Annotated in this window: 23 protein-coding genes; 16 read left to right on the top strand and 7 right to left on the bottom strand. The window is 53.3% G+C overall.

Annotated elements, in window-relative coordinates:
- Positions 1-18: 18 nt before the first annotated feature.
- The 6 genes from LQR33_RS03425 to LQR33_RS03400 all read left to right on the top strand — a co-directional run bounded on the left by LQR33_RS03425 (position 19) and on the right by LQR33_RS03400 (position 7,661).
- The gene (locus LQR33_RS03425; RefSeq protein ID WP_231467620.1) at positions 19-1,107 is read left to right on the top strand and encodes a hypothetical protein; all 1,089 of its coding nucleotides are present in this window, start codon (positions 19-21) and stop codon (positions 1,105-1,107) included.
- A gap of 672 nt (positions 1,108-1,779) precedes the next feature.
- The gene (locus tag LQR33_RS03420) at positions 1,780-2,694 is read left to right on the top strand and encodes a glycosyltransferase (protein ID WP_221665619.1); all 915 of its coding nucleotides are present in this window, start codon (positions 1,780-1,782) and stop codon (positions 2,692-2,694) included.
- 7 nt (positions 2,695-2,701) lie between these two features.
- A complete protein-coding gene (locus tag LQR33_RS03415; RefSeq protein ID WP_231467618.1) occupies positions 2,702-3,664 on the top strand; it encodes an NAD-dependent epimerase/dehydratase family protein in 963 nt (320 codons plus the stop codon).
- 2 nt (positions 3,665-3,666) lie between these two features.
- Positions 3,667-4,854: a UDP-N-acetylglucosamine 4,6-dehydratase gene (locus LQR33_RS03410; protein WP_166439999.1), complete on the top strand. Its 1,188-nt coding sequence runs from the start codon at positions 3,667-3,669 to the stop codon at positions 4,852-4,854.
- Positions 4,855-4,865: 11 nt separating this feature from the next.
- On the top strand, positions 4,866-5,546 hold the full coding sequence (locus LQR33_RS03405; protein ID WP_166439998.1) for a sugar transferase: 681 nt from the start codon (positions 4,866-4,868) through the stop codon (positions 5,544-5,546).
- 969 nt (positions 5,547-6,515) lie between these two features.
- Entirely contained in the window at positions 6,516-7,661 is a 1,146-nt protein-coding gene (locus LQR33_RS03400; protein ID WP_231467616.1) for an MraY family glycosyltransferase, read from the top strand.
- 45 nt (positions 7,662-7,706) lie between these two features.
- Here LQR33_RS03400 and LQR33_RS03395 read toward each other — a convergent pair.
- Positions 7,707-8,827 (bottom strand): IS3 family transposase gene (locus LQR33_RS03395; protein WP_231467614.1). Its coding sequence is split into 2 segments (ribosomal slippage): positions 7,707-8,569 and positions 8,569-8,827, totalling 1,122 coding nucleotides; the frame shifts between segments, so codons are not numbered across the junction.
- A gap of 404 nt (positions 8,828-9,231) precedes the next feature.
- On the opposite strand from LQR33_RS03395, the gene groES reads away from it, so the two are divergent.
- Positions 9,232-9,519 carry a co-chaperone GroES gene (gene groES, locus LQR33_RS03390; protein WP_021478511.1) on the top strand — a complete coding sequence of 96 codons (288 nt, stop codon included), beginning with the start codon at positions 9,232-9,234 and terminating at the stop codon, positions 9,517-9,519.
- Positions 9,520-9,568: 49 nt separating this feature from the next.
- The gene (groL, locus tag LQR33_RS03385) at positions 9,569-11,209 is read left to right on the top strand and encodes a chaperonin GroEL (RefSeq protein ID WP_166439996.1); all 1,641 of its coding nucleotides are present in this window, start codon (positions 9,569-9,571) and stop codon (positions 11,207-11,209) included.
- A gap of 93 nt (positions 11,210-11,302) precedes the next feature.
- Here the strand turns inward: groL and rfbC are convergent, their stop codons facing one another.
- The 4 genes from rfbC to rfbB are packed head-to-tail and all read right to left on the bottom strand — an operon-like array spanning position 11,303 to position 14,749.
- A complete protein-coding gene (gene rfbC / locus LQR33_RS03380) occupies positions 11,303-11,845 on the bottom strand; it encodes a dTDP-4-dehydrorhamnose 3,5-epimerase (protein WP_166439995.1) in 543 nt (180 codons plus the stop codon).
- Positions 11,846-11,869: 24 nt separating this feature from the next.
- On the bottom strand, positions 11,870-12,742 hold the full coding sequence (rfbA, locus tag LQR33_RS03375) for a glucose-1-phosphate thymidylyltransferase RfbA (protein WP_231467612.1): 873 nt from the start codon (positions 12,740-12,742) through the stop codon (positions 11,870-11,872).
- A 16-nt stretch (positions 12,743-12,758) separates the two neighbouring features.
- On the bottom strand, positions 12,759-13,694 hold the full coding sequence (rfbD, locus tag LQR33_RS03370) for a dTDP-4-dehydrorhamnose reductase (RefSeq protein WP_231467610.1): 936 nt from the start codon (positions 13,692-13,694) through the stop codon (positions 12,759-12,761).
- Positions 13,691-14,749 (bottom strand): dTDP-glucose 4,6-dehydratase, encoded by a 1,059-nt coding sequence (gene rfbB / locus LQR33_RS03365; protein ID WP_231179351.1) that lies wholly within the window; start codon positions 14,747-14,749, stop codon positions 13,691-13,693. The genes rfbD and rfbB overlap by 4 nt, the downstream gene beginning before the upstream one ends.
- A 341-nt stretch (positions 14,750-15,090) precedes the next feature.
- Between rfbB and LQR33_RS03360 the strand changes: the two genes are divergently transcribed.
- The 6 genes from LQR33_RS03360 (at position 15,091) to LQR33_RS03335 (ending at position 19,874) form a co-directional block, all read left to right on the top strand.
- Positions 15,091-15,837, top strand: coding sequence for a Nif3-like dinuclear metal center hexameric protein (locus LQR33_RS03360; protein WP_231467658.1), 747 nt, complete (start codon positions 15,091-15,093; stop codon positions 15,835-15,837).
- A 114-nt stretch (positions 15,838-15,951) separates the two neighbouring features.
- Complete coding sequence (gene petA / locus LQR33_RS03355) at positions 15,952-16,536, top strand: ubiquinol-cytochrome c reductase iron-sulfur subunit (RefSeq protein ID WP_021478504.1); 585 nt, start codon at positions 15,952-15,954, stop codon at positions 16,534-16,536.
- A gap of 14 nt (positions 16,537-16,550) precedes the next feature.
- Positions 16,551-17,894, top strand: a complete 1,344-nt coding sequence (locus LQR33_RS03350; protein ID WP_166439991.1) for a cytochrome b — start codon at positions 16,551-16,553, stop codon at positions 17,892-17,894.
- A gap of 17 nt (positions 17,895-17,911) precedes the next feature.
- On the top strand, positions 17,912-18,676 hold the full coding sequence (locus LQR33_RS03345; RefSeq protein ID WP_166439990.1) for a cytochrome c1: 765 nt from the start codon (positions 17,912-17,914) through the stop codon (positions 18,674-18,676).
- A 153-nt stretch (positions 18,677-18,829) separates the two neighbouring features.
- Positions 18,830-19,432 (top strand): glutathione S-transferase N-terminal domain-containing protein, encoded by a 603-nt coding sequence (locus tag LQR33_RS03340; RefSeq protein WP_021478501.1) that lies wholly within the window; start codon positions 18,830-18,832, stop codon positions 19,430-19,432.
- Between the two features lie 10 nt (positions 19,433-19,442).
- Positions 19,443-19,874 carry a ClpXP protease specificity-enhancing factor gene (locus LQR33_RS03335; RefSeq protein ID WP_021478500.1) on the top strand — a complete coding sequence of 144 codons (432 nt, stop codon included), beginning with the start codon at positions 19,443-19,445 and terminating at the stop codon, positions 19,872-19,874.
- A 117-nt stretch (positions 19,875-19,991) separates the two neighbouring features.
- Here LQR33_RS03335 and LQR33_RS03330 read toward each other — a convergent pair whose 3' ends face one another.
- Both LQR33_RS03330 and glnK read right to left on the bottom strand, forming a co-directional pair.
- The gene (locus LQR33_RS03330; protein WP_031296817.1) at positions 19,992-21,302 is read right to left on the bottom strand and encodes an ammonium transporter; all 1,311 of its coding nucleotides are present in this window, start codon (positions 21,300-21,302) and stop codon (positions 19,992-19,994) included.
- Positions 21,303-21,329: 27 nt separating this feature from the next.
- Complete coding sequence (glnK, locus tag LQR33_RS03325; protein WP_021478498.1) at positions 21,330-21,668, bottom strand: P-II family nitrogen regulator; 339 nt, start codon at positions 21,666-21,668, stop codon at positions 21,330-21,332.
- A gap of 310 nt (positions 21,669-21,978) precedes the next feature.
- Here glnK and LQR33_RS03320 point away from each other — a divergent pair, with 310 nt between their 5' ends.
- Together LQR33_RS03320 and LQR33_RS03315 are read left to right on the top strand one after the other, a co-directional pair.
- The gene (locus LQR33_RS03320; protein WP_021478497.1) at positions 21,979-22,266 is read left to right on the top strand and encodes an accessory factor UbiK family protein; all 288 of its coding nucleotides are present in this window, start codon (positions 21,979-21,981) and stop codon (positions 22,264-22,266) included.
- A 5-nt stretch (positions 22,267-22,271) separates the two neighbouring features.
- A partial coding sequence (locus tag LQR33_RS03315) for a YifB family Mg chelatase-like AAA ATPase (protein ID WP_231467608.1) occupies positions 22,272-23,138 on the top strand: 867 nt, incomplete at its 3' end.

Genomic DNA, 23,138 nt, shown 5'->3' with positions numbered 1-23,138 from the left:
TTACCTAGAATACCAGTAATGGAGTCTGGGGTTTCTGAATCTGTGATTCGTGTCGACACGTTACTTTCTATTATTTTGGGTTTTGTATTATTTCTTGATATTTTCCGAAAGAGGAAGTTTTTCCTACTGTTTTTATTGATTAGTGTAATTTTTGTATTTTTTTCGACGGGGAATTATAGTTTCCCGGCATTTCTATATATCTTCATGATAATGTCTCTACTTTATCCTTTCCATTTCTTACGCTCAGCCAAAATGAGTGATGTAAAGATCTTATTCGCAGCCATAAATATTATGGCTATTGGAAATATTTTAGCCGCGCTGGCTTCTCGCGTTCTTGATCAATCGCTTTGTGTTAATTCTGGCCCATCCTTAGAGCAGGTTAATTGCATTATAGGAAGTTATGGGTTCTCCTCCCAACCATATGTATTCGCAACAATAATAGCAACATCACTAATAATTTATTTATTATTTAATGATAAAATTTCATACGTGACATTGCTTATTTATTTTGTTGGCCTTGGTATTTCTGATTCTAGATCCATTGCATTTTTATTGACTATTTCTGCGTTATATTTGCTACTGAAAAGATCAGGCATTAAATTTTTCGTCATAACTTTACTTGCATTGGCAGGTATGTTTTTAGTTGGCGGGAAAATGTCTGTGGCTTATACGGCGAGTTTAGGCGCTAGTGACCCATCCTGGTTGATGCGTGCTGAAAATATTAATAACTACATTCAATGGTTGGATATTACAAAGTTAATACTAGGTGGTGGTTTTCTTTCTTTTTTGCAGTTTTCTTATCAATATGGATCACCTGGGCCTTTAGATATGTTGTATTTCAGAGTGCTTTCTGAAATTGGTGTGTTGGGTTTTTTCTTATGTTGCTGTATATTTTTTGTACAGACCTCCAAATCGATAGGAAGTCAGGATGTGATTTTTGCGGTGACGAGTGCTGTGGCAAAGAAGGGTTTTTATATTTTTATTTTTTCTTTATTGGCAATAGGTTTTTTCCACGAAGTACTACTTGTTCCGAAGGCGGGACATATGATTTTTCTTTGCGTCGCTGCATTAAGTGCGCGTATGCATCAAGATAAATATACTGGCTGAGTGGGAGTTATGATAAGCGTGATTCTTTGCACAATTAAGAAATAACACATGCGATTGAAATAATTCAGAAAATTATCATTTCCTGAGGCTTTGATCAGTATTGGAGAGATGCTCAATTTCCTGAGAAGACGATTTTAAGATAAATATCTAGATTAACACTCATTCCAGAATGCCTAGAGCATGGCAGTTGACTGCTTGTTAGTGCGACACTGTGATGCTAGGCGTCGAGGTAATGGTAATAGTTCCGGAAAATAGCCATCTGTGATGTAATAGTGATAGGCATACTGATTTTAGGAGCGTATTTGTCTTTCATCGTATCAAATTCTTAAGCAGAGATTACTTATTGATAGGAATGCGCGAATCTTTGAGTTCTGCGATGGCGTGATTTGTTTAGGATTATTATCAGCTACCACAGAGTGTATAGGTTGCTGTATAGTCGGTAATCACGATGAATGGTGATTACTGGTAAAGAAGAACAATTCCAATTTAATATAATATCTTGCCAATTAGCTAATAGTATAAAGCTCTCTAGTAAGAAGGCTGGCTATTAATAATGATATTTATTTGCGCATGTTAATCTCAAATATTTCCATATAGAATTAAATTAGACCTATACACAATAAAATAACTCTTCCGGGAACACTAATTAACATAAGTAGCATCGGTGTGAATATGAAACCAAACTGTACAATCCTCCTTGCGACTTACAATGGATCGAGCTGGTTAAGGCCACAATTAGATAGTATTTTGTCGCAAAGAAATGTAAATATAAGTATTGCTATTAGTGATGATAGCTCGGATGACAAGACATGTACGATTCTTGCTGAGTATGAAAAAAAACATAGCGATAAAATAAATGTACTTTCTGGAAATACAACCAGAATGGGAAGTGCCTGTAAAAATTTTTTAAGATTGATTAGAGATGCAGATGTAGGTAATTCAGAATATATTGGATTTTCAGACCAAGATGATGTTTGGCACCTAAATAAAATTGAAAATTCGATTAGTTCACTTAAAGATAATTCAGCGCAGGGCTACTCCAGCTGTGTCATGGCGTTTTGGCCGGATGGGAAAGAAAAATTTGTAAATAAATCGCAAAAACAAAAAAAATTAGATTTCTTTTTTGCCTCTCCTGGTCCAGGTTGTACGTTTGTTTTAGAGAGGCAAGTCTATGATGAGTTGAAAGCCTGGGTGATTGAAAAGCAGGCAGATCTAAAAGATGTTTGGTTTCATGACTGGCTGATATATGCATTTGTTCGTTCGCATGGACATAAATGGGTAGTAGATCCGGTTGATAGCATGAGATATCGACAGCACTATAGCAATGAAATTGGCGTTAATTTAGGCATTAAAGCTATTTTACGCCGCTTTCGTTTCATTAGTGATGGTAGATATATTGAAGAAGCTGCTAGAATGTCAAGCCTTTTCCCCACGAAAGACGGCCTTGAATATAGATTAAAGCGGATGAATCTTGCAGATAGAATTTATTTGACATTGCATTCTTATAGTTACAGGCGAAGATTTCAGGATGTTTTATTTTTATGCGTAATTTTTTTATTTGCGTGTAAATTAAAAAAAAATCAGTGAGGATTTGATGTCAAAAGTACTTATAACCGGTTCTGACGGTTTTGTCGGCTCTGCCTTGACGAGTGCTTTATTAAATAGTGATTACAAAATTGTAATGGCATCGAGGACGAATGAGCGAAACTCTAGTGCTATTGCCGTCGGTGATATCAACTCAACCACAGACTGGGCTGTTGCGTTGAGGAATTGTTCGACTGTTATTCATTTGGCAGGACGCGCTCATGTATTAAATGAAAGAAGCCAGAATCCTTTAGAAAGCTTTCGTGAAATTAATTCAAGAGGAACTATTAATTTAGCGAGGCAGGCGGCAAAGCAGGGTGTCAAAAGATTTGTTTTTATCAGCTCGATAGGTGTAAATGGAAATATAACTACAGAAAAAGCCTTTACTAGTTCTTCTGAACCTAATCCGCATTCGCCATATGCTATATCAAAATTTGAAGCGGAAAATGGAATAGTGGAAATATGTGAATATAGTGGCATGGAGTTCGTAATCATACGACCGCCATTGATTTATGGTGCGAATGCACCTGGGAACTTTGGGAAGCTAGTTGATTGGATTCAACGTGGAGTACCACTGCCATTTGCATCGATTAAAGATAATCTTAGAAGTTTAGTTTCTATAGAGAATCTTATAGACCTGATCGAAATCGTTGTTTCACATCCATCTGCAGCTAATCAAACGTTCCTGATCAGTGATGGAGTAGACATATCCACCGTTGGCCTCTTGACCGAGATAGGAGTAGCCTTAAACCGTCCTGCTAGATTATTTTCAGTACACCCTAAAATCTTGAGACGAGCTGCTCAGTTAGTGGGTATGGATTCAGCGGCAACAAGCTTACTCGATAGCTTGCAAGTAGACATATCAAATACTTGTAAATTATTAAATTGGAAGCCTAAAGTAAGTGTTGCAGGCGGATTGAAAAATGCTTTTTTATCTCCCGAGCAGAGATTATTCAATAGTTATAAAGGGTAAAAATGAATATTCTTTCTTTAATTGGAAGGGACTCTGGCTTCTTTGAGTCAGATATCAATGCATACAATGAGCATTTGATAGAGCTAATAAAAGGATCACGCTTTCTAGTCATTGGTGGTGCGGGCACTATTGGGCAGGCTGTAACGCGAGAGATATTCAAGCGAGAACCCGCGGCTTTACATGTAGTTGACTTGAGTGAAAATAATATGGTTGAGTTGGTGCGAGATATTCGTAGTACCCTCGGCTATATAACTGGTGATTTTAAAACATTTGCTATAGATTGTGGTAGTAGAGAGTTTGAGGCGTTAGTTGATACCGAAGGGCCATACGATTATATTTTTAATTTATCCGCATTAAAGCATGTGCGTGGAGAAAAAGACCCCTTTACCTTAATGCGCATGGTTGATGTAAATATATTTAATACGGTTAAGACTTTACGAGTTGCTAAGTCCAAGGAAACCAAAAAATATTTTTGTGTGTCAACAGATAAGGCAACAAACCCTGTAAATATGATGGGGGCTAGTAAACGTATTATGGAAATGTTCTTGATGAAAGAGAGTTTAGAACAACCTATTTCCATGGCGCGCTTTGCAAATGTAGCTTTTTCTGATGGTTCCTTATTGCACGGCTTTAATCAGCGATTTGCGAAAAAACAGCCTATTACAGCACCATATGATGTTAAGCGCTATTTTGTTACGCCCCAAGAGTCTGGTGAGCTTTGTTTAATGTCGGGACTACTAGGTGAGAATCGGGATATATTTTTCCCAAAAATGAGCGATAAATTGCATTTAATTACCTTTTCGGAAATAGCGAAGCGATATTTGAATGATTTAGGATATGAGGCTTTCGAGTGTGCAAGTGAAGATGAAGCTAGAAATCATTCTCAAGAATTGATCTCTGATAAGAAATGGCCTTGTTATTTCTTTAAGAGTGATACGACTGGAGAGAAAGATTTTGAGGAATTCTTTACTAATAAAGAAGTCTTGAACCTTGATAAATTCAGCGATATTGGTGTTATTAAAAATTCAGCTGAATTTAACGCGGATCAGTTGCACGAATTTACCCTCGGGATAGAGAATCTACGGAGGCAAGCAAGCTGGTCTAAAAGTGATCTATTGAAGCTTTTTTTTGATCTAATACCTGATTTTATGCATAAAGAAACAGGTAAATATCTTGATCAGCGAATGTAAGGGGGTTGGCTATGCAGCGTTTTTTTGATGTTCTCTTTTCAGGCTTGGCTTTATTGATACTTTCCCCTTTACTGGTGCCAATCGCTTTCCTGCTGAAGTTTACAGGAGAAGGTGAGATTTTCTTCATGCAAGAGCGGCTTGGAGAAAATGGTAAGAAATTTAAGCTTTATAAATTTGCGACAATGCTAAAAAATAGCCCTACTTTAGGTACTGGAACTGTCACTGTAAAAAATGATTCTCGTATACTTCCTGTGGGTCGTTTTTTAAGGAAAACAAAAATCAACGAGCTACCCCAATTACTGAATATTTTTTTCGGAGATATGAGTGTAATTGGACCGCGCCCATTGACCGTGCAAACATTTGGTGCTTATGCGCCAGAGGTGCAAGAGGTCGTTAGACAAGTAAAACCTGGTCTTTCTGGTGTTGGTTCTATTATTTTCCGTGGCGAGGAGGATATGTTGGCTGATAGTAAAGATCAGCTGGAGTTCTATAAAAATGTGATTGCTCCTTACAAAGGTGAACTTGAAAAGTGGTACGTTTTCAATTGCTCATTATCTAACTATTTTAAAGCCATTTTCATTACTATTATTGTAGTATTGTTTCCGGGTAGTTCATGTGCTTGGCAGGCATTTAAAGGACTGCCAATACCACCTGAGGAGCTTAAGGAGCTTCTAAATTTCCCTAGGGCATAACTTATTTTAGTACGGTTTCCCCGGTTGTCTTGTAAATAATATGTGCCAAGCTTTAGCACAGTTGGAATTCATGACTAAATAGCGGATGCGTAGCAATATAGAAATATATGACTTTGCATGCACGAGTGGATTTGCATATTCTTTGATGAAAGAAAGAGCTCTCTCAGCTTTTTTAATTCGTGTGCGTAAGCAATAGGGTAATCTTAATGTGACTTGTACTGTTGGGCTTCATCAGACACAGGAAATTATTTTTACATTGGCTGGGGGGCTATATAGAGCTACGCGGTTTTGTGTATTTCTATGTTCTATTCGTTGGTAGGGGCATATAGCGAGAGTGAGTGGCTGAAATGGTTGAGTTGTAATGTGTATGTCAGTCTTATCGTTGAAAATACGCACTATAAAATTAGATTTTTAATCATTTAATAATATATTCACTACCAAGTGATACATGGCTTGTTTGCGATATGTCATGGTGTGCGGCTATATGTTTTCTAGCTGCAGATTAATATTGAGTATGACTCATTTAATTGAAGGTATCGCAAAATTTTACAGTGCTAATAATTTCAAAGATGGCAATTGTAGGGAGGTTGTAATAAGCATGCTGAAAAGTCGACATTTGAATTGAATGGTTAAAGAATTTTCTGCCTAAGAGTAAATTGACATTCTTGAAAATATGCAATATCTCAATTTTGTTTTTATTTGTTGTAGGTTTTCAGGGTGATGCATAATGAAGTAAGGTGTAGCTTAATAATTCAGTGCACTGATTATTGTATTCTGAAAGCTTGTCGCATATAAATAAATGGAGTCACAGGCTAGTCGGGTGGGGGGGGCTTTATAGCAAGAGTGGGTATGCAGCGGCTATTATCACCTTGGTTGTGCTTTTATGTTGAGTGTGTCAACCTTTAGTAGTTGGGGGGATTTTGACAAGCTGTGGAAGAACGGAATTTCTAATTTAAAAACATATTTTCCTTGTCATTCTTCAAGGTGATTAATTATATGCTACTAATTTTGCTCTCCTCGACTTTTTTCTCGCTTATTATTGGCGCAGGCTTAATTCGCTATTCGCATCTGCACGTACATTTTTCTGCGGATCATGACCTATGTGGTGTGCAGAAGTTTCATGCGACTCCAGTCCCGAGAGTGGGCGGGGTGCCGATTATGTCTGGGTTGGTCGCAGGTTTTGGCATGCTGTTTTATCTTACGCAATCTTGGATGCCGATTTTTTTATTATTGTCATCGATACCTGCTTTTGGTGCTGGCCTGATTGAGGATATGACCAAGAAAGTTGGTCCAGGGCCTCGATTATTGGCTACCTTTTTTGCAGCACTGCTTGCTTATTTTACTATTAATGCCGGGTTGTCTCGTTTGGACATCTTTGGTGTAGATCAGTTGCTCAGCCATTGGTGGCTATTGTCTCTAATGTTGACTGTCATCGCCGTTGGCGGCGTTGCTCATGCGGTAAATATAATTGATGGATATAACGGCTTGTCTGGTGTGGTTGCAGTTTTTATATTTTTAGCTATTGCATATGTCTCTTTTAAGATGCAAGATATTGAATTGGTAGGCATCTGTTTTGCGATGATTGGTGCTGTTGTTGGATTGCTCTTTTGGAATTTCCCCCGGGGATTGATTTTCGCAGGTGATGGCGGAGCCTATTTGGTTGGATTCATGATTGCGGAAGTGTCAGTTCTTTTAGTTCAACGGCATGCTGAAGTTTCTCCTTGGTTTCCTTTGCTATGTGTGATCTACCCTGTTTTTGAAACGACTTTTTCAATATATAGGCGCAAATTCCTGCAAAATCGTGCTATTGGATATCCAGATGCATTGCATTTGCATCAGATTATTTATAAGAGGGTTGTGTTGTGGATGGTTGGATCTAAAGAGATTAGTCATCGTACTCAGCGAAATAGTTTGACATCCCCTTATTTGTGGGCTTTGTCTTCATTTTCGGTTGTTCCTGCAATGTTGTTTTGGAACAAAACACCTTGGTTGATTGGTTTTGTCCTCATATTTATGTTCACCTATGTTAGATTGTATCGTATGATTATTCGTTTCCGCACGCCGCGCTGGATGTTATTGCGGAAGTCGTGTCGTATAGGTGCTAGTTCTAAGTGAGCGTGGATGTGCTTCTATCCTCGACTAATTCGACGTCCCCCACTTTCAGTAGCAGAGAGCTTTAGAGTCCGGGCTTAATTTACCTGATTTCTCTGCGAGTGATTCGGCATAGGCAGCTGGCGTCAAACCACCCAGTGCTTTCTTGGGCCTTTCGTTGTTGTATTCCCTACGCCAGGCTTCGATGACGACCTGGGCATGGCGCAGGCTGGTGAACCAGTGTTCGTTCAGGCACTCATCCCGGAAGCGCCCGTTAAATGATTCGATGTAAGCGTTCTGATTCGGCTTGCCTGGCTCGATCAGAAAGAGCTGCACCCCACGGGCGTGTGCCCAGGTCAACATCGCTCGGCTGCAGAATTCCTTGCCGTTATCGGTCCGGATGGCTTTGGGCAAGCCACGTGTCTGCGCCAGCTGGTCGAGGACGCGGGTCAGATGCAGACCTCCCATCGCACGTTCCGGAACAATGGCGACTGCCTCATGCGTGGCATCATCGACTACCGTCAGATTCTTGATGCCCCGCCCCTCTGCCGTTCGGTCGAACACAAAGTCCATCGACCAGACCTGATTGGCGGCCAAAGGACGGGCCAGTGGGTGACGGTCGGCCACAGGGATTTTCTTGCGCTTGCGCCGGCGAATTTGCAGACCGGCCTCAGCATAGAGCCGATCCACCCGCTTGTGATTGACCACCATGCCGCTCTGCCACAGTTTCAAATAGATCATGCCGGCGCCGTAGCGTCGGTACCGTTGCGCAAGCGCGATGATCCTCGCTTTCAAGGCGGCATTGCGGTCGGTGGCGGGCTGATAGCGGAATGAACTGGGACTCATGCCGGCCAGGCGCAGCGATTTGCGCTCGCTGAGTCCTTTGCCCACCAGATGGCGCACCAGCTCCCGCCGTGACGGTGCGCTCACCACTTTTTTCTCAGGGCTTCTTTGGCAATCTCGTTCTCGAGCATGGTCTCGGCCAGGAGTTTTTTCAGGCGCGCATTCTCTGTCTCCAGCTCCTTGAGACGCTTGGCCTCCGAGACATTCATTCCGCCGAATTTGTTGCGCCAGAGGTAATAGCTGGCTTCCGAGAAGGCGTGCTTGCGGCACAGTTCGGCAATGGGCATTCCCGCGTCCGCTTCGCGCAGGAAGCCGATGATCTGTTCTTCGGTGAATCGTTTCTTCATATCCAATCTCCGTGTGTGGTTGATTGGACTCTAAAGTCACGTGCTACTCAATACCGGGGGGGCGTCGGGAGGAGGTCAGTTGATTGGACTCCAAAGTCGCGTGCTACTCAATACCGGGGGAACGTCGGCTGCTTGGCGAGCATGCTCGTTACTTCTTAAGTACATCTGAGCGGGGCTGGTCAGCCTCATCAGCTAGCTGTCGCTCAGACCGATCATCACTAGGGCGGGCAGTCCGGTTGTCGCTGGCTGCTTGGGCACTTCTGCATTTTTGAGGTTGTAGACTCTTGAAAACTAGCGACCTCGTCCCTATCATTGGCACTCGAAATGGTTGAGTGCTAAACCTTGACCGTACCCAAACCAAACTGATGTTCAACGCTCAACAGCCAATGTAACAGGAGAGATCCATGGCAATTCGCCCTCTGCACGACCGTGTTGTTATCAAGCGCCTCGAGGCTGAAGAAAAGACCGCTTCCGGCATCGTTCTGCCCGGCGCGGCGGCTGAGAAGCCGGACATGGGCCAAGTGCTCGCAGTAGGCAACGGCAAGATTCTGGAAAACGGCGAGCGTCGCTCCTTGGAGCTGAAGGTGGGCGACAAGGTTATCTTCGGCAAGTATTCCGGCCAGACCGTCAAGGTGGATGGCGACGAAGTCCTCGTGATGCGCGAGGAAGATGTAATGGGCATCGTCGAGTAATCCGACCCTTATACCTGTACTTCATAAACAGATTTTGGAGATTTCGAGAATGGCAGCTAAAGACGTAAAGTTTGGTGAATCGGCTCGCAGCAAGATGGTGACTGGCGTTAACATCCTGGCCGATGCAGTCAAAGTGACCTTGGGTCCGAAAGGCCGCAATGTGGTGCTGGACCGCTCCTTCGGCGCGCCGACCATCACCAAGGACGGCGTGTCCGTCGCCAAGGAAATCGAGCTGAAGGACAAGTTCGAAAACATGGGCGCGCAGATGGTGAAGGAAGTGGCCTCCAAGACTTCCGACGTGGCCGGCGACGGCACCACCACCGCCACCGTTCTGGCCCAGGCCATCGTGCAGGAAGGCATGAAGTACGTCGCCGCCGGCATGAACCCGATGGATCTGAAGCGCGGCATCGACAAAGCCGTGGTGTCGCTGGTTGGCGAGATCGCCAAGATCGCGAAGCCGTGCGCGACTTCCAAGGAAATCGCCCAGGTGGGTTCCATTTCCGCCAACTCCGACTCTGACATTGGCGAAATCATCGCCAATGCGATGGAAAAAGTGGGCAAGGAAGGCGTGATCACGGTTGAGGACGGCAAGAGCCTGAACAACGAGCTGGACGTCGTCGAAGGCATGCAGTTCGACCGCGGCTACCTGTCCCCGTACTTCATCAACAACCAGGACAAGCAGATCGCTGCGCTGGACAACCCGTTCATCCTGCTGTTCGACAAGAAGATCTCCAACATCCGCGACCTGCTGCCGGTGCTTGAGCAAGTGGCCAAGTCCGGCCGCCCGCTGCTGATCATCGCCGAAGACGTGGAAGGCGAAGCGCTGGCCACGCTGGTGGTGAACACCATCCGCGGCATTCTGAAGGTTGTGGCTGTCAAGGCTCCGGGCTTCGGCGACCGCCGCAAGGCCATGCTGACCGATATCGCCGTGCTGACCGGCGGTGAAGTGATCGCCGAAGAAGTGGGCCTGACCCTGGAAAAGGCAAGCCTGGACCAGCTGGGTCAAGCCAAGCGCGTTGAAGTGGGCAAGGAAAACACCACCATCATCGACGGCGCCGGCGAAGCCTCCACCATCCAGACGCGCGTGGGCGAGATCCGCAAGCAGATCGAAGAAGCCACTTCCGATTACGACCGCGAGAAGCTGCAAGAGCGCGTGGCCAAGCTGGCTGGCGGCGTTGCCGTGATCAAGGTCGGCGCCGCCACCGAAGTGGAAATGAAAGAGAAGAAGGCCCGCGTCGAAGACGCGCTGCACGCCACCCGCGCCGCGGTTGAAGAAGGCGTTGTGCCTGGCGGCGGCGTAGCCCTGCTGCGCGCCCGCGCGACTCTGGAAAGCCTGAAGACCGACAACGTCGATCAGGAAGCCGGCGTGAAGATCGTGCTGCGCGCGATCGAAGCCCCGCTGCGCCAGATCGTCAAGAACGCAGGCGACGAGCCGTCGGTCGTGGTGAACAAGGTGCTGGAAGGCAAGGGCAACTTCGGTTACAACGCCGCTAGCGGCGAATACGGCGATATGCTGGAAATGGGCGTGCTGGATCCGGCCAAGGTGACCCGCTCCGCTCTGCAGCACGCCGCTTCCGTAGCTGGCCTGATGTTGACCACCGACTGCATGATCGCCGAGCTGCCGGAAGACAAGCCTGCCGCTGGCATGCCTGACATGGGCGGCATGGGCGGCATGGGCGGCATGATGTAAATCGAGTCTTCAGACGGGCCTGGTTTAAGGCCCTCTGAAACGGAACAGCCCCTCAGGCGAAAGCCTGCGGGGCTGTTTGTTTATGGGGCGGGGTTAACGCTTTAGCGAGGCGAGCGACGCGCCGGTCTGGTCCTTGACCGACAGCGTGGGCATGCCGCTCAGCGGCCAGGCGATGGCCAAGTCCGGATCATCCCAGGCTAGGCTGCGTTCGAGTTCCGGATGCCAATAGTCGGTGGTCTTGTATAGAAATTCGACATCGTCGCTCAGCGTAAGGAAGCCGTGGGCGAAACCGGAAGGTATCCACAGCTGGCGCTTGTTGGAGGCGCTCAACTCCACACCTACCCACTTGCCGTACGATGGAGAGCCGGGGCGGATGTCGACGGCGACGTCGAACACGGCGCCGGAGACGACACGCACAAGCTTGCCCTGCGGGTGCGGGTCCAGTTGGTAATGCAGGCCGCGCAAGACGTTTTTGCCGGAGCGGCTGTGGTTGTCCTGCACGAAGGCAACCGCATGGCCGATGGCTTGCTCGAAGCGTTGGTGGTTGAAGCTCTCGAAGAAAAAGCCGCGCTCATCGCCAAATACCTTGGGTTCAAGGATTTTGACTTCAGGGATGTCGGTTTCGATTACGTTCATTGTGCTCAATCTGCTTTGTTTGGATTAGTTCGCAATCATTGTGAGCAAATAGCGGCCATAGCCGGTTTTCTGCAGCGGCTGAGCCAACCGGAGCACCTGCGTTTCATCGATCCAGCCGTTGCGGAAGGCGATTTCCTCCGGGCAAGCCACTTTTTGGCCCTGGCGGCTCTCTATTGTGGCGATGAACTGTCCCGCCTCCATCAGCGACTCATGGGTGCCGGTATCCAGCCAGGCGTAGCCGCGGCCCATGGTTTGCACATTTAGCTGCTGTTGTTGCAGGTAGATATTGTTGATGTCGGTAATTTCCAGTTCGCCGCGAGGGGAGGGTTTGATGCTTTTCGCGATTTCCACGACTTGCGAGTCATAGAAATACAGGCCGGTCACCGCATAGTGCGATTTGGCTTTGGCGGGTTTCTCCTCGATGGAAAGAGCGCGGCCTTGCTGGTCGAACTCCACTACGCCGTAGCGCTCGGGGTCGCTGACCCGATAGGCGAAGACGGTTGCCCCCTCGCTCTGGATGTTGGCTGCCTGCAGCAGATTGGAAAACTCGTGGCCGTAGAAGATGTTGTCGCCAAGCACCAGCGACGACGGGTTGCCATTGATGAATGTCTCGCCGATAAGGAAGGCCTGGGCCAGGCCATCAGGGCTCGGCTGGACCGCGTATTGCAGATTGATGCCCCATTGGCTGCCATCGCCTAGCAGCTGCTGGAAGCGAGGTGTGTCCTGTGGCGTGGAGATGATCAGAATGTCCTGGATGCCCGACAGCATCAGCGTGGTCAGCGGATAATAGATCATCGGCTTGTCGTAGATCGGCAGCAGTTGCTTGCTGACGGCGATGGTGGCCGGATACAACCTGGTGCCGGAGCCTCCGGCGAGAATGATGCCTTTTCGTTTCATTGTCGGTTTCCTGTGGTCATTCCCGAGGCGGTCGGCCGCTGTTGGCGGCGGTGCTGAGCAATTGGGCCAGCACTTGATCTACGCCGCTTTTCCATTCGGGCAGAACGATGCCGAAAGTATCTTGCAGCTTGTCGCAGCATAGCCTGGAGTTGGCAGGGCGTTTGGCTGGCAAAGGGTACTCGCTGCTGGGAATGCCCTGGATGTTTGTGGGATCGATTTTAAGCGCCAGGCCGTATTCGGCGGCGCGCTGGAGCAGGTAGACGGCATAGCCGTGCCAGCTGGTTTCGCCGCAGGGAGCCAAGTGGTAGGTCCCGAACGCGAAGCTGGCTGGCGTTGCCAAGTAGCGGCGGATCAGCTCGGCGCTGACGTCGGCGATCAGGGCGGCGGATGCCGGCGCGCCGATCTGGTCGTTGACGACCTTGAGCGCATCCCGTTCCTGTCCCAGTTTCAGCATGGTCTTCAAGAAGTTTGCGCCATGGGCGCCGAAGACCCAGCTGGTGCGGAGTATCAGGTGATGCGGGGCGGCGAGCCGGATGGCTTCCTCACCCGCCAGCTTGCTGCGCCCATACGCGGATTGAGGCGCAGTGGTGTCCTCTTCCCGCCAGGGGCGTTCGCCGTCGCCATTGAATACGTAGTCGGTGGAGTAGTGCACCAGCAACACGCCGTGGCGGGCGGCCCAACGCGCCATGACGCCGACGGCGCCAGCGTTGACGGCGTTTGCCGTCATCTCGTCGCTTTCGGCTTTGTCCACCGCGGTATAGGCGGCTGGATTGACGATGATGTCTGGCTGAAGGCGATCCAATGCCTGTTCGATGCGCTCTTCGCTCTGGGCCAGGTCCAGCTCCTGCCTGTCGGTGGCGATCAGTTCACCCAGCGGCGCCAGCGAGCGTTGCAATTCATGGCCGACCTGGCCATTTTTCCCGGTTATCAATATGCGATGCATGGTGCTCATCCGTAGTGCTTGTCGAGCCAATCCCGATAGCTGCCGTTGCTGACATGTTCTATCCAGTCCGAATTGTTCAAATACCATTCGACGGTTTTGCGGATGCCGCTGTCGAATGTTTCTGCGGGTTTCCAGCCCAATTCCCGTTCCAGCTTGCGCGCGTCGATCGCGTAGCGGCGGTCGTGGCCGGGGCGGTCTGCGACGAACTGGATCTGCTCGCGATAGGCTTGGCCATCCTCGCGGGGCTTCAGCTGATCCAGGATGCCGCAGATGGCGCTAACCACTTCGAGATTGGTTTTCTCGTTCCAGCCGCCGACATTGTAGGTTTCGCCGGGTTTGCCGGCTTCCAGGACGCGGCGGATCGCGCTGCAATGGTCTTTGACGTACAGCCAGTCTCGGACTTGCCGCCCGTCGCCGTAAATGGGCAGCGGCTTACCGGCCAGCGCGTTCAGGATGACCAACGGGATCAGTTTCTCGGGGAAGTGGTAGGGCCCGTAGTTGTTGCTGCAATTGGTGGTCAGAACCGGCAAGCCGTAAGTGTGATGCCAGGCCCGCACCAGATGGTCGGACGCCGCTTTGGAGGCGGAGTAGGGGCTGTTCGGCTCGTAGCGCTTGGTTTCGGCGAAGGCCGGATCTTCAGGCTGCAGCGTGCCGTATACCTCGTCGGTGGACACATGGAGGAAACGGAAGGCCTCGCGCTCTCCGGCTTCCAGCCCGTTCCAGTATTCACGCGCGCATTCCAGAAGATTAAAGGTGCCGACGATATTGGTCTGAATGAAATCGCCTGGGCCGTGTATCGAGCGGTCTACATGGCTTTCCGCGGCGAAATTGACGATGGCCCGCGGGCGATGGTCGCGCAGCAGCTTGGCCACCAGCTCCCGGTCGCCGATGTCGCCATGCGTGAAAACATGGCTGGGTTTGGTTCTGACCGTGCGCAGGGTTTCCAGATTGCCGGCGTAAGTCAGAGCATCCAGATTGACAACGGTCTCCTCGCGGCCGGCCAGCCAGTCGAGAACGAAGTTGCCGCCGATGAAGCCGGCGCCGCCGGTAACGAGAATGGTCATTGAAGCTTCCTGTATGATCGGTTTCGTTACCCGTGACGGCTTGCGAAACCTGGCGTCCGGCTTCGCACGGCGCTGCGCGAGCGATAAGCGGATGCCGGCAAGTTTTAAAAATAGCATTGGGCCGAATGCCGCCTGTTTGGACCCGGACTGGAGTATTCGGCGGGAGCGAGGCCGAGCGAAGCTGGTTCAGGCATGCCTAGCGCAAGTCCAGAGATTCAGGGATTTTATCGACTTTGAAAACATCCGGCAAAAATAGAGCGGTTTTTACGATGTGTAACGCCGGGTGAGGCGACCATGATGACAAAGTCGCATTGATAATCGATATTGAGGGAATGGAAATCATGAAGATAAGTGATGTGCAGAATATCCTGGATACCTGCCTTGAGCCGTGGCGCTACAAAGATTACGCGCCCAATGGCCTACAGGTGGAGGGGCGCGGCGAGATCAGGAAGATAGTGACCGGGGTCACAGCGTCGCAGGCCTTGATCGATGCTGCGGCGAAAAGAGGGGCGGACGCGATCCTGGTGCACCACGGTTATTTCTGGAAAGGCGAGGACGCGCGCATCTGCGGCATGAAGAAGCAGCGTATCCGCGCCTTGCTGCAGCACGATATCAGTCTGCTGGCTTATCACCTGCCGTTGGACGGGCATCTGGAACTGGGCAACAACGCGCAGCTGGGCAGGGCGCTGGGGCTGGAGCCGACGGGGCAGGCCGGCGAGCAGAACCTGCTCTGGCATGGCGAGTGGGCGGGTGGCGGCGATGCCGCAGCCTTCGCCGAGCATGTGACCGGGGCGCTGGGGCGGCAGGCGCAGCTGCTGGGGCGGCAGGACAAGCCGGTACGCCGAGTGGCTTGGTGCACCGGCGGGGCGCAGGGTTTTTTCGCCGACGCGATCGCGCTCGGGGTTGACGTTTTCATCACCGGCGAAGCATCGGAACAGAATTACCACATGGCGATGGAAAGCGATGTGGCATTCGTCGCCGCTGGACATCATGCCACGGAACGCTTTGGCATCAAGGCACTAGGCGAGCATTTGGCGCAAGTCTCTGGCATAAATGTCGAATTTATTGACGTTTATAACCCTGTTTAAGCAAGTTGCTGGCGTCTCGCTCAATTTATTTGCATAGAAGCTTCAAGTCCCTACTAGTAATCGGGTAAAATCCAGCGGTTTAGGGCTCGATTTCCACGATTGAGGATGACTGTAATGAGTGAACAGCAAGTCGATACGGGGCGCCGTCGTTTTCTGACGATCGCTTCCAGCGCTGTTGGGGGTGTTGCGGTAGTCGGCGCGGCCACGCCATTTTTCATGAGCTTTTTCCCGTCCGAGAGGGCCAAGGCGGCCGGCGCGCCGGTCGAGGTCGACATTGGCAAGATCGAAGCCGGCCAGAAGATCAACGTCGAATGGCGCGGCAAGCCGGTGTGGGTGCTCAGCCGCACGCCCGAGCAGATCAAGAACCTGCCCAAAAACGATCCCAAGCTGGTCGATCCGAAATCCGAAGTCGATCAACAGCCCAAGTACTGCCAGAACGAAAACCGTTCGATCAAGCCGCAATTCCTGGTGGCTGTGGGCATCTGCACCCACCTGGGCTGTTCGCCGACCTTCCGGCCCGACCTGGCCCCCGCCGACCTGGGGCCGGAGTGGCTGGGAGGCTTCTACTGCCCCTGCCATGGTTCCAAGTTCGATCTGGCCGCCCGCGTGTTCAAAGGGGTGCCGGCGCCCAAGAACCTGGAAATCCCCCCGCACAAGTATCTGTCCGATAGCCGCCTGCTGATTGGCGACGACAAATAAGCTGAGGGCGAAAAATGAGCAAAGCGCAAAAATTGCTTAACTGGGTGGACGAGCGTTTCCCGCTGACCGCCCTGTGGGAAAGTCAATGGGGCAAGTACGTCGCGCCCAAGAACTTCAACTTCTGGTACTTCTTCGGTTCGCTGGCCATGCTGGTGCTGGTGCTGCAGATTGTCACCGGCATCTTCCTGACCATGAACTACAAGCCGGATGGCACGCTGAACGCCGCCGGCGTCCCGGTCGCCTTCGCCTCGGTCGAGTACATCATGCGCGACGTGGCCGGCGGCTGGATCATCCGCTACATGCACTCCACCGGCGCGTCGATGTTCTTCGTCGTGGTGTATCTGCACATGTTCCGCGGCCTGATCTACGGCTCATACAAGCAGCCGCGCGAACTGGTGTGGGTGTTCGGCACGCTGATCTTCCTGTGCCTGATGGCCGAAGCCTTCATGGGTTACCTGCTGCCTTGGGGTCAGATGTCGTTCTGGGGCGCCCAGGTGATCGTCAACTTGTTCGGCTCCATCCCGGTGATCGGCCCCGACTTGTCGCTGTGGATACGCGGAGACTTCGTGGTGTCCGACGCCACGCTGAACCGCTTCTTCGCGCTGCACGTGATCGCCGTGCCGCTGGTGCTGCTGGCATTGGTGGCGGCCCACTTGATGGCCCTGCACGAAGTGGGTTCCAACAACCCGGACGGCGTGGAGATCAAGAAGCAGCCCAAGGATCCGAATACCGGCCTGTACCTGGACGGCATCTATTCCCACCCTTACTACACGATCAAGGACATCCTCGGCGTCGTGGTGTTCATGGTGGTGTTCTCGGTGATCGTGTTCTTCCTGCCGGAAATGGGCGGCTACTTCCTCGAGCACCCGAACTTTGACCAGGCCGATCCGTTGAAGACCCCGCCGCACATCGCGCCGGTATGGTACTTCACCCCGTTCTACGCGATCCTGCGCGCCGTGCCGTCGTTCGCCGGCACTCAGGTGTGGGGCGTGCTGGCGATGGGCGCGGCCGTGGTGCTGATCGCCTTCCTGCCGTGGCTGGACCGCTCGCCGATCAAGTCCATCCGTTATCGCGGTCCCAAGTTCAAGATCGCGCTGATCCTGTTCATCGCCGCGTTCATCGGCCTGGGCATTCTGGGCGCGATGCCGCCGACCGAAGTGCGCACGCTGATCTCGCAGATCTTCTCGGTGATCTACTTCGCCTTCTTCCTGGGCATGCCGTTCTACACCAAGAACGACGTGGGCAGCGTCCCGGTGCCGGAGCGGGTGACCGATACCAACGCCAAGCGCCAGATCCAGTTTGTGGCCATGGTGGCGCTGACCGTGTTCCTGGCCGCGCTGTTCGCCATGAACGTGTAAGCAAGGGGATAAGGAAAATGAAAAACAAGATCCGTCACCTGATCGCCGCCGCGGCGCTGGCGCTGCCTGTCGCGATGCCGGCCTTCGCCAACGAGGGCGGGCCCAAACTCGACAAGGCGAACATCGACATCCAGGATACCGAGAGCCTGCAGCGCGGCGCGCAGATCTTCGCCAACTACTGCCTGTCCTGCCACTCGGCCAGCATGATGCGCTACAACCGGCTGGAGGACATCGGCCTGACCGAGGAGCAGATCAAGGCCGACCTGATGCCGGAGGGCGCCAAGATCGGCGACCAGATGAACATCGCGATGAACAAGCAGGACGCCAAGACCTGGTTCGGCGCGACGCCGCCGGACCTGTCGCTGATCGCCCGCTCCCGCGGCGCGGACTATCTGTACAGCTATCTGCGCGGCTTCTATCGCGATCCGTCCCGTCCGACCGGCTGGAACAACCTGGTGTTCGACAAGGTGGGCATGCCGCACATCTTCTGGGAATGGCAGGGCGAGCAAGAGCTGAAAACGGCGAAGAACGCCGAAGGGCAGGAGGAGCACAAGCTCGAACTGGTCAAGGCGGGCACGTTGACCAAGCTGGAGAACGGCAAGGCCAATACCGCCGAGTTCGACCGCCGCATGCGCGACCTGACCAACTTCCTGGTCTATATGGGCGAGCCGGCCGCGGTGAAACGCCAGCAGATCGGCTACGTGGTGGTGATGTTCCTCGGCCTGCTGCTGTTCCCGCTGGTGTATCTGTTGAAGAAGGAATACTGGCGCGACGTGCACTAAAGCCGTCGGACGAGTTGAAAAAGGCGGAAGAGATTCCGCCTTTTTTCTTTTTACAATCATGATGTTGTGTTGAAAGACTGGAATGTGGCCACTGGAAAGTGCTAGAATGCGCGCTGCACTCATTTTTTAAGTTAGTCAAGGATTTTCTCCGCCATGATGACCCTCTACTCCGGAATCACCTGCCCGTTCAGTCAGCGCTGCCGTATCGTGCTCTTCGAAAAAGGGATGGATTTCGAAATCATCGATGTGGATATCCATAACAAGCCGGAAGATCTGGCTGTGATGAACCCGTACAACGAAGTGCCGGTTCTGGTGGAGCGCGACCTGATCCTGCATGAGTCGAACATCATCAATGAATACATCGACGAGCGTTTCCCGCACCCGCAACTGATGCCGGCCGATCCGGTGATGCGCGCCCGCGCCCGCCTGTTCCTGCATCGTTTCGAGAACGAGCTGTTCATTCACGTGAAAACGCTGGAAGCCGGCGCCACCGGCAAAGAAGCGACCAAGGCGCGCGAAGCGATCCGCGACGGCCTGACCACCATCGCGCCGATCTTCTCCAAGCAGAAATTCATGCTGGGCGACGATTTCTCGATGATCGACGTGGCCATCGCCCCGCTGATGTGGCGTCTGGAGCACTACAATATCGACCTGGGCAAGAGCTCCGCCCCCATCCTCAAGTACGCCGAGCGCATCTTCCAGCGCCAGTCCTTCATCGATTCGCTGACCCCGTCCGAAAAGGCGATGCGCAAGTAAAGGAGACGCGATGAGCTCCAGCACCAAGCCGTACATGCTGCGCGCGCTGCACCAATGGTGCGGCGACAATGGCTACACCCCGTACATCGTGGTGTGGGTGAACAGCCGCACCGACGTGCCGCTCGAGTACGTGAAGAACAACGAGATCGTGCTGAACATCGCCGATACCGCAACCAAGAACCTGCGCATCGACAATGAGTGGGTCTCGTTTTCCGCCCGCTTCGGCGGCGTATCGCGCGACATCTGGGTGCCCATCGGCAACGTGATGTCCATCTTCGCCCGGGAGACCGGCGAAGGCATGGGCTTCGAGGTGGAGCCGATGAGCGAGGAGGCGGCCAGCCTGAAGCCGGTCAGCGCCGAAGAGGACGCGCCGGATTCCGGCGGCGACGATCCGTCGCCGAACCGCCCAAGCGGGCGTCCCAGCCTGCGCATCGTCAAGTAAGCTTGTCGCATCGATCAAAACCGGCCTCTGGCCGGTTTTTCATTTTTGAGTGACGAAAAAAAAACGGGGCCGAAGCCCCGCCAAGTCCCTTACACAACAATCTTCGATTCTGGCGGCTTATTCCACGCGCTCGCCGTGCAGCACCAGGTCCAGGCCCTCGCGCTCTTCGTCCTCGGCGACGCGCAGCCCCAGCACGATGTCCACCAGTTTCAGCAGGATGAAGGTGACGATGCCGCAGTAGGCGATGGTCACGCCGACGCCGAGCGCCTGGGTGGCCAGGCTGCCATCGGCGCCGCCGATGTCCTTGACCGCGAACACGCCGGTCAGCAGCGCGCCCAGGATGCCGCCCACGCCGTGCACGCCGAAAGCGTCCAGCGAGTCGTCATAGCCCAGCATGTGCTTGAGTCCGGTGGCGCCCCAGAAGCACACCGCGCCGGCGGCGAGGCCGATGATCAGCGCGCCCTTGACGTCGACGAAGCCGGCGGCCGGAGTGATGGCCACCAGGCCGGCCACGGCGCCGGAGGCGATGCCCAGCACCGACGGCTTCTTCTTGGTCGCCCACTCTGCGAACATCCAGGCCAGCGCCGCCATCGCGGTGGCGACCTGGGTGGTGACCATCGCCATGCCGGCGCGGCCGTCGGCGGCGCCCGCCGAGCCGGCGTTGAAGCCGAACCAGCCTACCCACAGCATCGACGCGCCCACCAGAGTCAGCACCAGGTTGTGCGGCGGCATCGCCTCGCGGCCGAAACCCACGCGCTTGCCCAGCACCAGCGCGGTCACCAGACCGGCCACGCCGGCGTTGATGTGCACCACGGTGCCGCCAGCGAAGTCCAGCACGCCCTTGTCGCCCATCCATCCGCCCGGCGCCCATACCCAGTGCGCCACCGGCACATAGACCAGCAATGACCACAGCGCCATGAAGGCCAGCATCGCCGAAAACTTCATCCGCTCGGCGAAGGCGCCAGTGATCAAGGCCGGGGTGATGATGGCGAAGGTCATCTGGAAGGTCATGAACACCGATTCCGGAATGGTGCCGGCCAGCGGGTGCACGGCCAGCTTGCCGGCATCCTTCATGTACACCATGCCATCCAGCATGAAGCGGGACAGATCGCCGATATACGGCGTGCCCACGGTGAAGGCCAGGCTGTAGCCGACCACGGCCCACAATACGGTTACCAGCGCGGTGATGGCGAAACTCTGCATCAGCGTGGCCAGCACGTTCTTCTTACGGACCATGCCGCCGTAGAACAGCGCCAGGCCGGGGATGGTCATGAACAGCACCAGGGCGGTGGAGGTCAGCATCCAGGCAGTGTCGCCGGAGTTGATCACCTTGGCGGCGACCACCGCCGGACCGGCCGGCGCGTCGGCCAGCGCGGGTAGCGAGAGGGCAGCGAGCCCGGAAGCCATTGCAGCGAGTATCTTTTTCATTATGGTTTCCCCAGTTTCACAAAGCGGTCAGACCGCGTCGGCGCCGGTTTCGCCGGTGCGGATGCGGATCACCTGCTCCAGGTCGTAGACGAAGATCTTGCCGTCGCCGATCTTGCCGGTGCGGGCGGACTTCTCGATGGCTTCCACCACCTGGTCCAGCAGCGCGTCGTCGATGGCGATTTCCAGCTTCACCTTGGGCAGGAAGTCGACGACGTATTCTGCGCCGCGATACAGCTCGGTATGGCCTTTCTGGCGGCCGAAGCCCTTGACCTCGGAAACGGTGACGCCTTGTACGCCGATGGCGGACAGCGCTTCGCGGACTTCGTCAAGCTTGAACGGCTTGATCACTGCGGTAACGAGTTTCATGGCGGCTCCTTCTCGGACGATTGACAGATGGTTCTGCTGCGGATGGTTATGCAGGAATCGTGCCAGCCCGCGGTGGGCGTTCTCTGAATTGTGATGCACTGCAAAAAAGGCCGCGCTGTCCGTTTTGGCACTTTCCTTGTGCGCCGGGGCTGCTTATGCTGCACAGTTTTGGTGCATCGCTGCGCCGCAGCATGGCCTGGATGAATGCTGGAGACAGGCTGACATGTCCTTGCGGGCAGGAAATGCGGGAGCGCGAGGGCGCTTTTTGCTACACTCGGCTGAAGATCAAGACACTGCGGGAGCCGCTACCATGTTGAGCCAGAAACTGTTTGAAGAAATCAGCGCCAAGATCAGCGAGACCATCGCCGCCAGCCCGGCCAAGGACATTGAGAAGAACGTCCGCGCGATGATGGCTTCCACGTTCTCCAAGATGGATCTGGTCACCCGCGAGGAATTCGACGTGCAGCAGGCGGTGCTGGCGCGCACGCGGGAAAAGCTGGCCGCGCTGGAGTCGCGCCTGGCCAGGCTGGAGAACCAAGTGTTCCCGGATGAGGCCGCGGCTAAAGCGGAAGAACAGTCCGAACTCGGCCACTCCTGAGCGCCATGACGCTGGCGGTGGTGGCGAGCAGGGCGCTGTCCGGGCTTGACGCGCCGGAGGTTGCCGTCGAGGTCCACCTCGCCAACGGCCTGCCCGCGTTCAATATCGTCGGCCTGCCCGACACCGAGGTGAAGGAAAGCCGGGACCGCGTCCGCGCCGCCATCCTTACCTCGGGGTTCGAATTTCCCGCCCGCAAGATCACCGTCAATCTGGCGCCTGCAGACCTGCCCAAGGACTCCGGCCGCTTCGACCTCCCCATCGCCATCGGCATCCTGCTGGCTTCCGGCCAAGTGAAGAACGACGATATCGCCCATTATGAGTTCGCCGGCGAGTTGGCGCTCAGCGGCGCGGTGCGTCCGGTGCGCGGCGCGTTGGCGATGGCCTGCCAGTGCCATGCAGCGGGCCGGGCCTTCGTGTTGCCTGCCGACAGCGCGGCGGAAGCCGCTGTGGTTGGCGGCGCAGCCATTTACGCGGTGGCGTCTTTGCCTCAGGCCTGCGCCTTCTTGAACGGTTTGCAGCCGCTGGAGCCGTTTGCCGGCGTGTTGGGCGGAGAGTGGCCGAACTATCCCGATCTCGGCGATGTCAAAGGCCAGTCCATCGCGCGCGGCGCGCTGGAGATTGCCGCGGCCGGCGGGCACAGTCTGCTGTTGATGGGGCCGCCCGGCACCGGCAAGTCCATGCTGGCGGCCAGGCTGCCGGGTCTGCTGCCGCCCTTGTCCGAGCGGGAGGCGCTGGAGAGCGCGGCGGTGCAATCGCTGGGATCCCAGGGCTTCCAGCCGGGGCGCTGGCGGGTGCGGCCGTATCGCTCTCCCCATCACACCGCCTCGGCGGTGGCGCTGGTCGGCGGCGGCTGTAAGTTCTACAAATATTTG

It is taken from the genome of Chromobacterium piscinae (genome assembly GCF_021129175.1).
GTDB lineage: Bacteria > Pseudomonadota > Gammaproteobacteria > Burkholderiales > Chromobacteriaceae > Chromobacterium > Chromobacterium piscinae.
This window is presented reverse-complemented; position numbering and strand designations above follow the sequence as displayed.

Bases quoted from the DNA above. Each gene is read 5' to 3' on its own strand.
- LQR33_RS03425 (WP_231467620.1), top strand. From the start codon at position 19: ATGGAGTCTGGGGTTTCTGAATCTGTGATTCGTGTCGACACGTTACTT.
- LQR33_RS03420 (WP_221665619.1), top strand. From the start codon at position 1,780: ATGAAACCAAACTGTACAATCCTCCTTGCGACTTACAATGGATCGAGC.
- LQR33_RS03415 (WP_231467618.1), top strand. From the start codon at position 2,702: ATGTCAAAAGTACTTATAACCGGTTCTGACGGTTTTGTCGGCTCTGCC.
- LQR33_RS03410 (WP_166439999.1), top strand. From the start codon at position 3,667: ATGAATATTCTTTCTTTAATTGGAAGGGACTCTGGCTTCTTTGAGTCA.
- LQR33_RS03405 (WP_166439998.1), top strand. From the start codon at position 4,866: ATGCAGCGTTTTTTTGATGTTCTCTTTTCAGGCTTGGCTTTATTGATA.
- groES (WP_021478511.1), top strand. From the start codon at position 9,232: ATGGCAATTCGCCCTCTGCACGACCGTGTTGTTATCAAGCGCCTCGAG.
- groL (WP_166439996.1), top strand. From the start codon at position 9,569: ATGGCAGCTAAAGACGTAAAGTTTGGTGAATCGGCTCGCAGCAAGATG.
- rfbC (WP_166439995.1), bottom strand. From the start codon at position 11,845: ATGAACGTAATCGAAACCGACATCCCTGAAGTCAAAATCCTTGAACCC.
- rfbA (WP_231467612.1), bottom strand. From the start codon at position 12,742: ATGAAACGAAAAGGCATCATTCTCGCCGGAGGCTCCGGCACCAGGTTG.
- rfbD (WP_231467610.1), bottom strand. From the start codon at position 13,694: ATGAGCACCATGCATCGCATATTGATAACCGGGAAAAATGGCCAGGTC.
- rfbB (WP_231179351.1), bottom strand. From the start codon at position 14,749: ATGACCATTCTCGTTACCGGCGGCGCCGGCTTCATCGGCGGCAACTTC.
- LQR33_RS03360 (WP_231467658.1), top strand. From the start codon at position 15,091: ATGAAGATAAGTGATGTGCAGAATATCCTGGATACCTGCCTTGAGCCG.
- petA (WP_021478504.1), top strand. From the start codon at position 15,952: ATGAGTGAACAGCAAGTCGATACGGGGCGCCGTCGTTTTCTGACGATC.
- LQR33_RS03350 (WP_166439991.1), top strand. From the start codon at position 16,551: ATGAGCAAAGCGCAAAAATTGCTTAACTGGGTGGACGAGCGTTTCCCG.
- LQR33_RS03345 (WP_166439990.1), top strand. From the start codon at position 17,912: ATGAAAAACAAGATCCGTCACCTGATCGCCGCCGCGGCGCTGGCGCTG.
- LQR33_RS03340 (WP_021478501.1), top strand. From the start codon at position 18,830: ATGATGACCCTCTACTCCGGAATCACCTGCCCGTTCAGTCAGCGCTGC.
- LQR33_RS03335 (WP_021478500.1), top strand. From the start codon at position 19,443: ATGAGCTCCAGCACCAAGCCGTACATGCTGCGCGCGCTGCACCAATGG.
- LQR33_RS03330 (WP_031296817.1), bottom strand. From the start codon at position 21,302: ATGAAAAAGATACTCGCTGCAATGGCTTCCGGGCTCGCTGCCCTCTCG.
- glnK (WP_021478498.1), bottom strand. From the start codon at position 21,668: ATGAAACTCGTTACCGCAGTGATCAAGCCGTTCAAGCTTGACGAAGTC.
- LQR33_RS03320 (WP_021478497.1), top strand. From the start codon at position 21,979: ATGTTGAGCCAGAAACTGTTTGAAGAAATCAGCGCCAAGATCAGCGAG.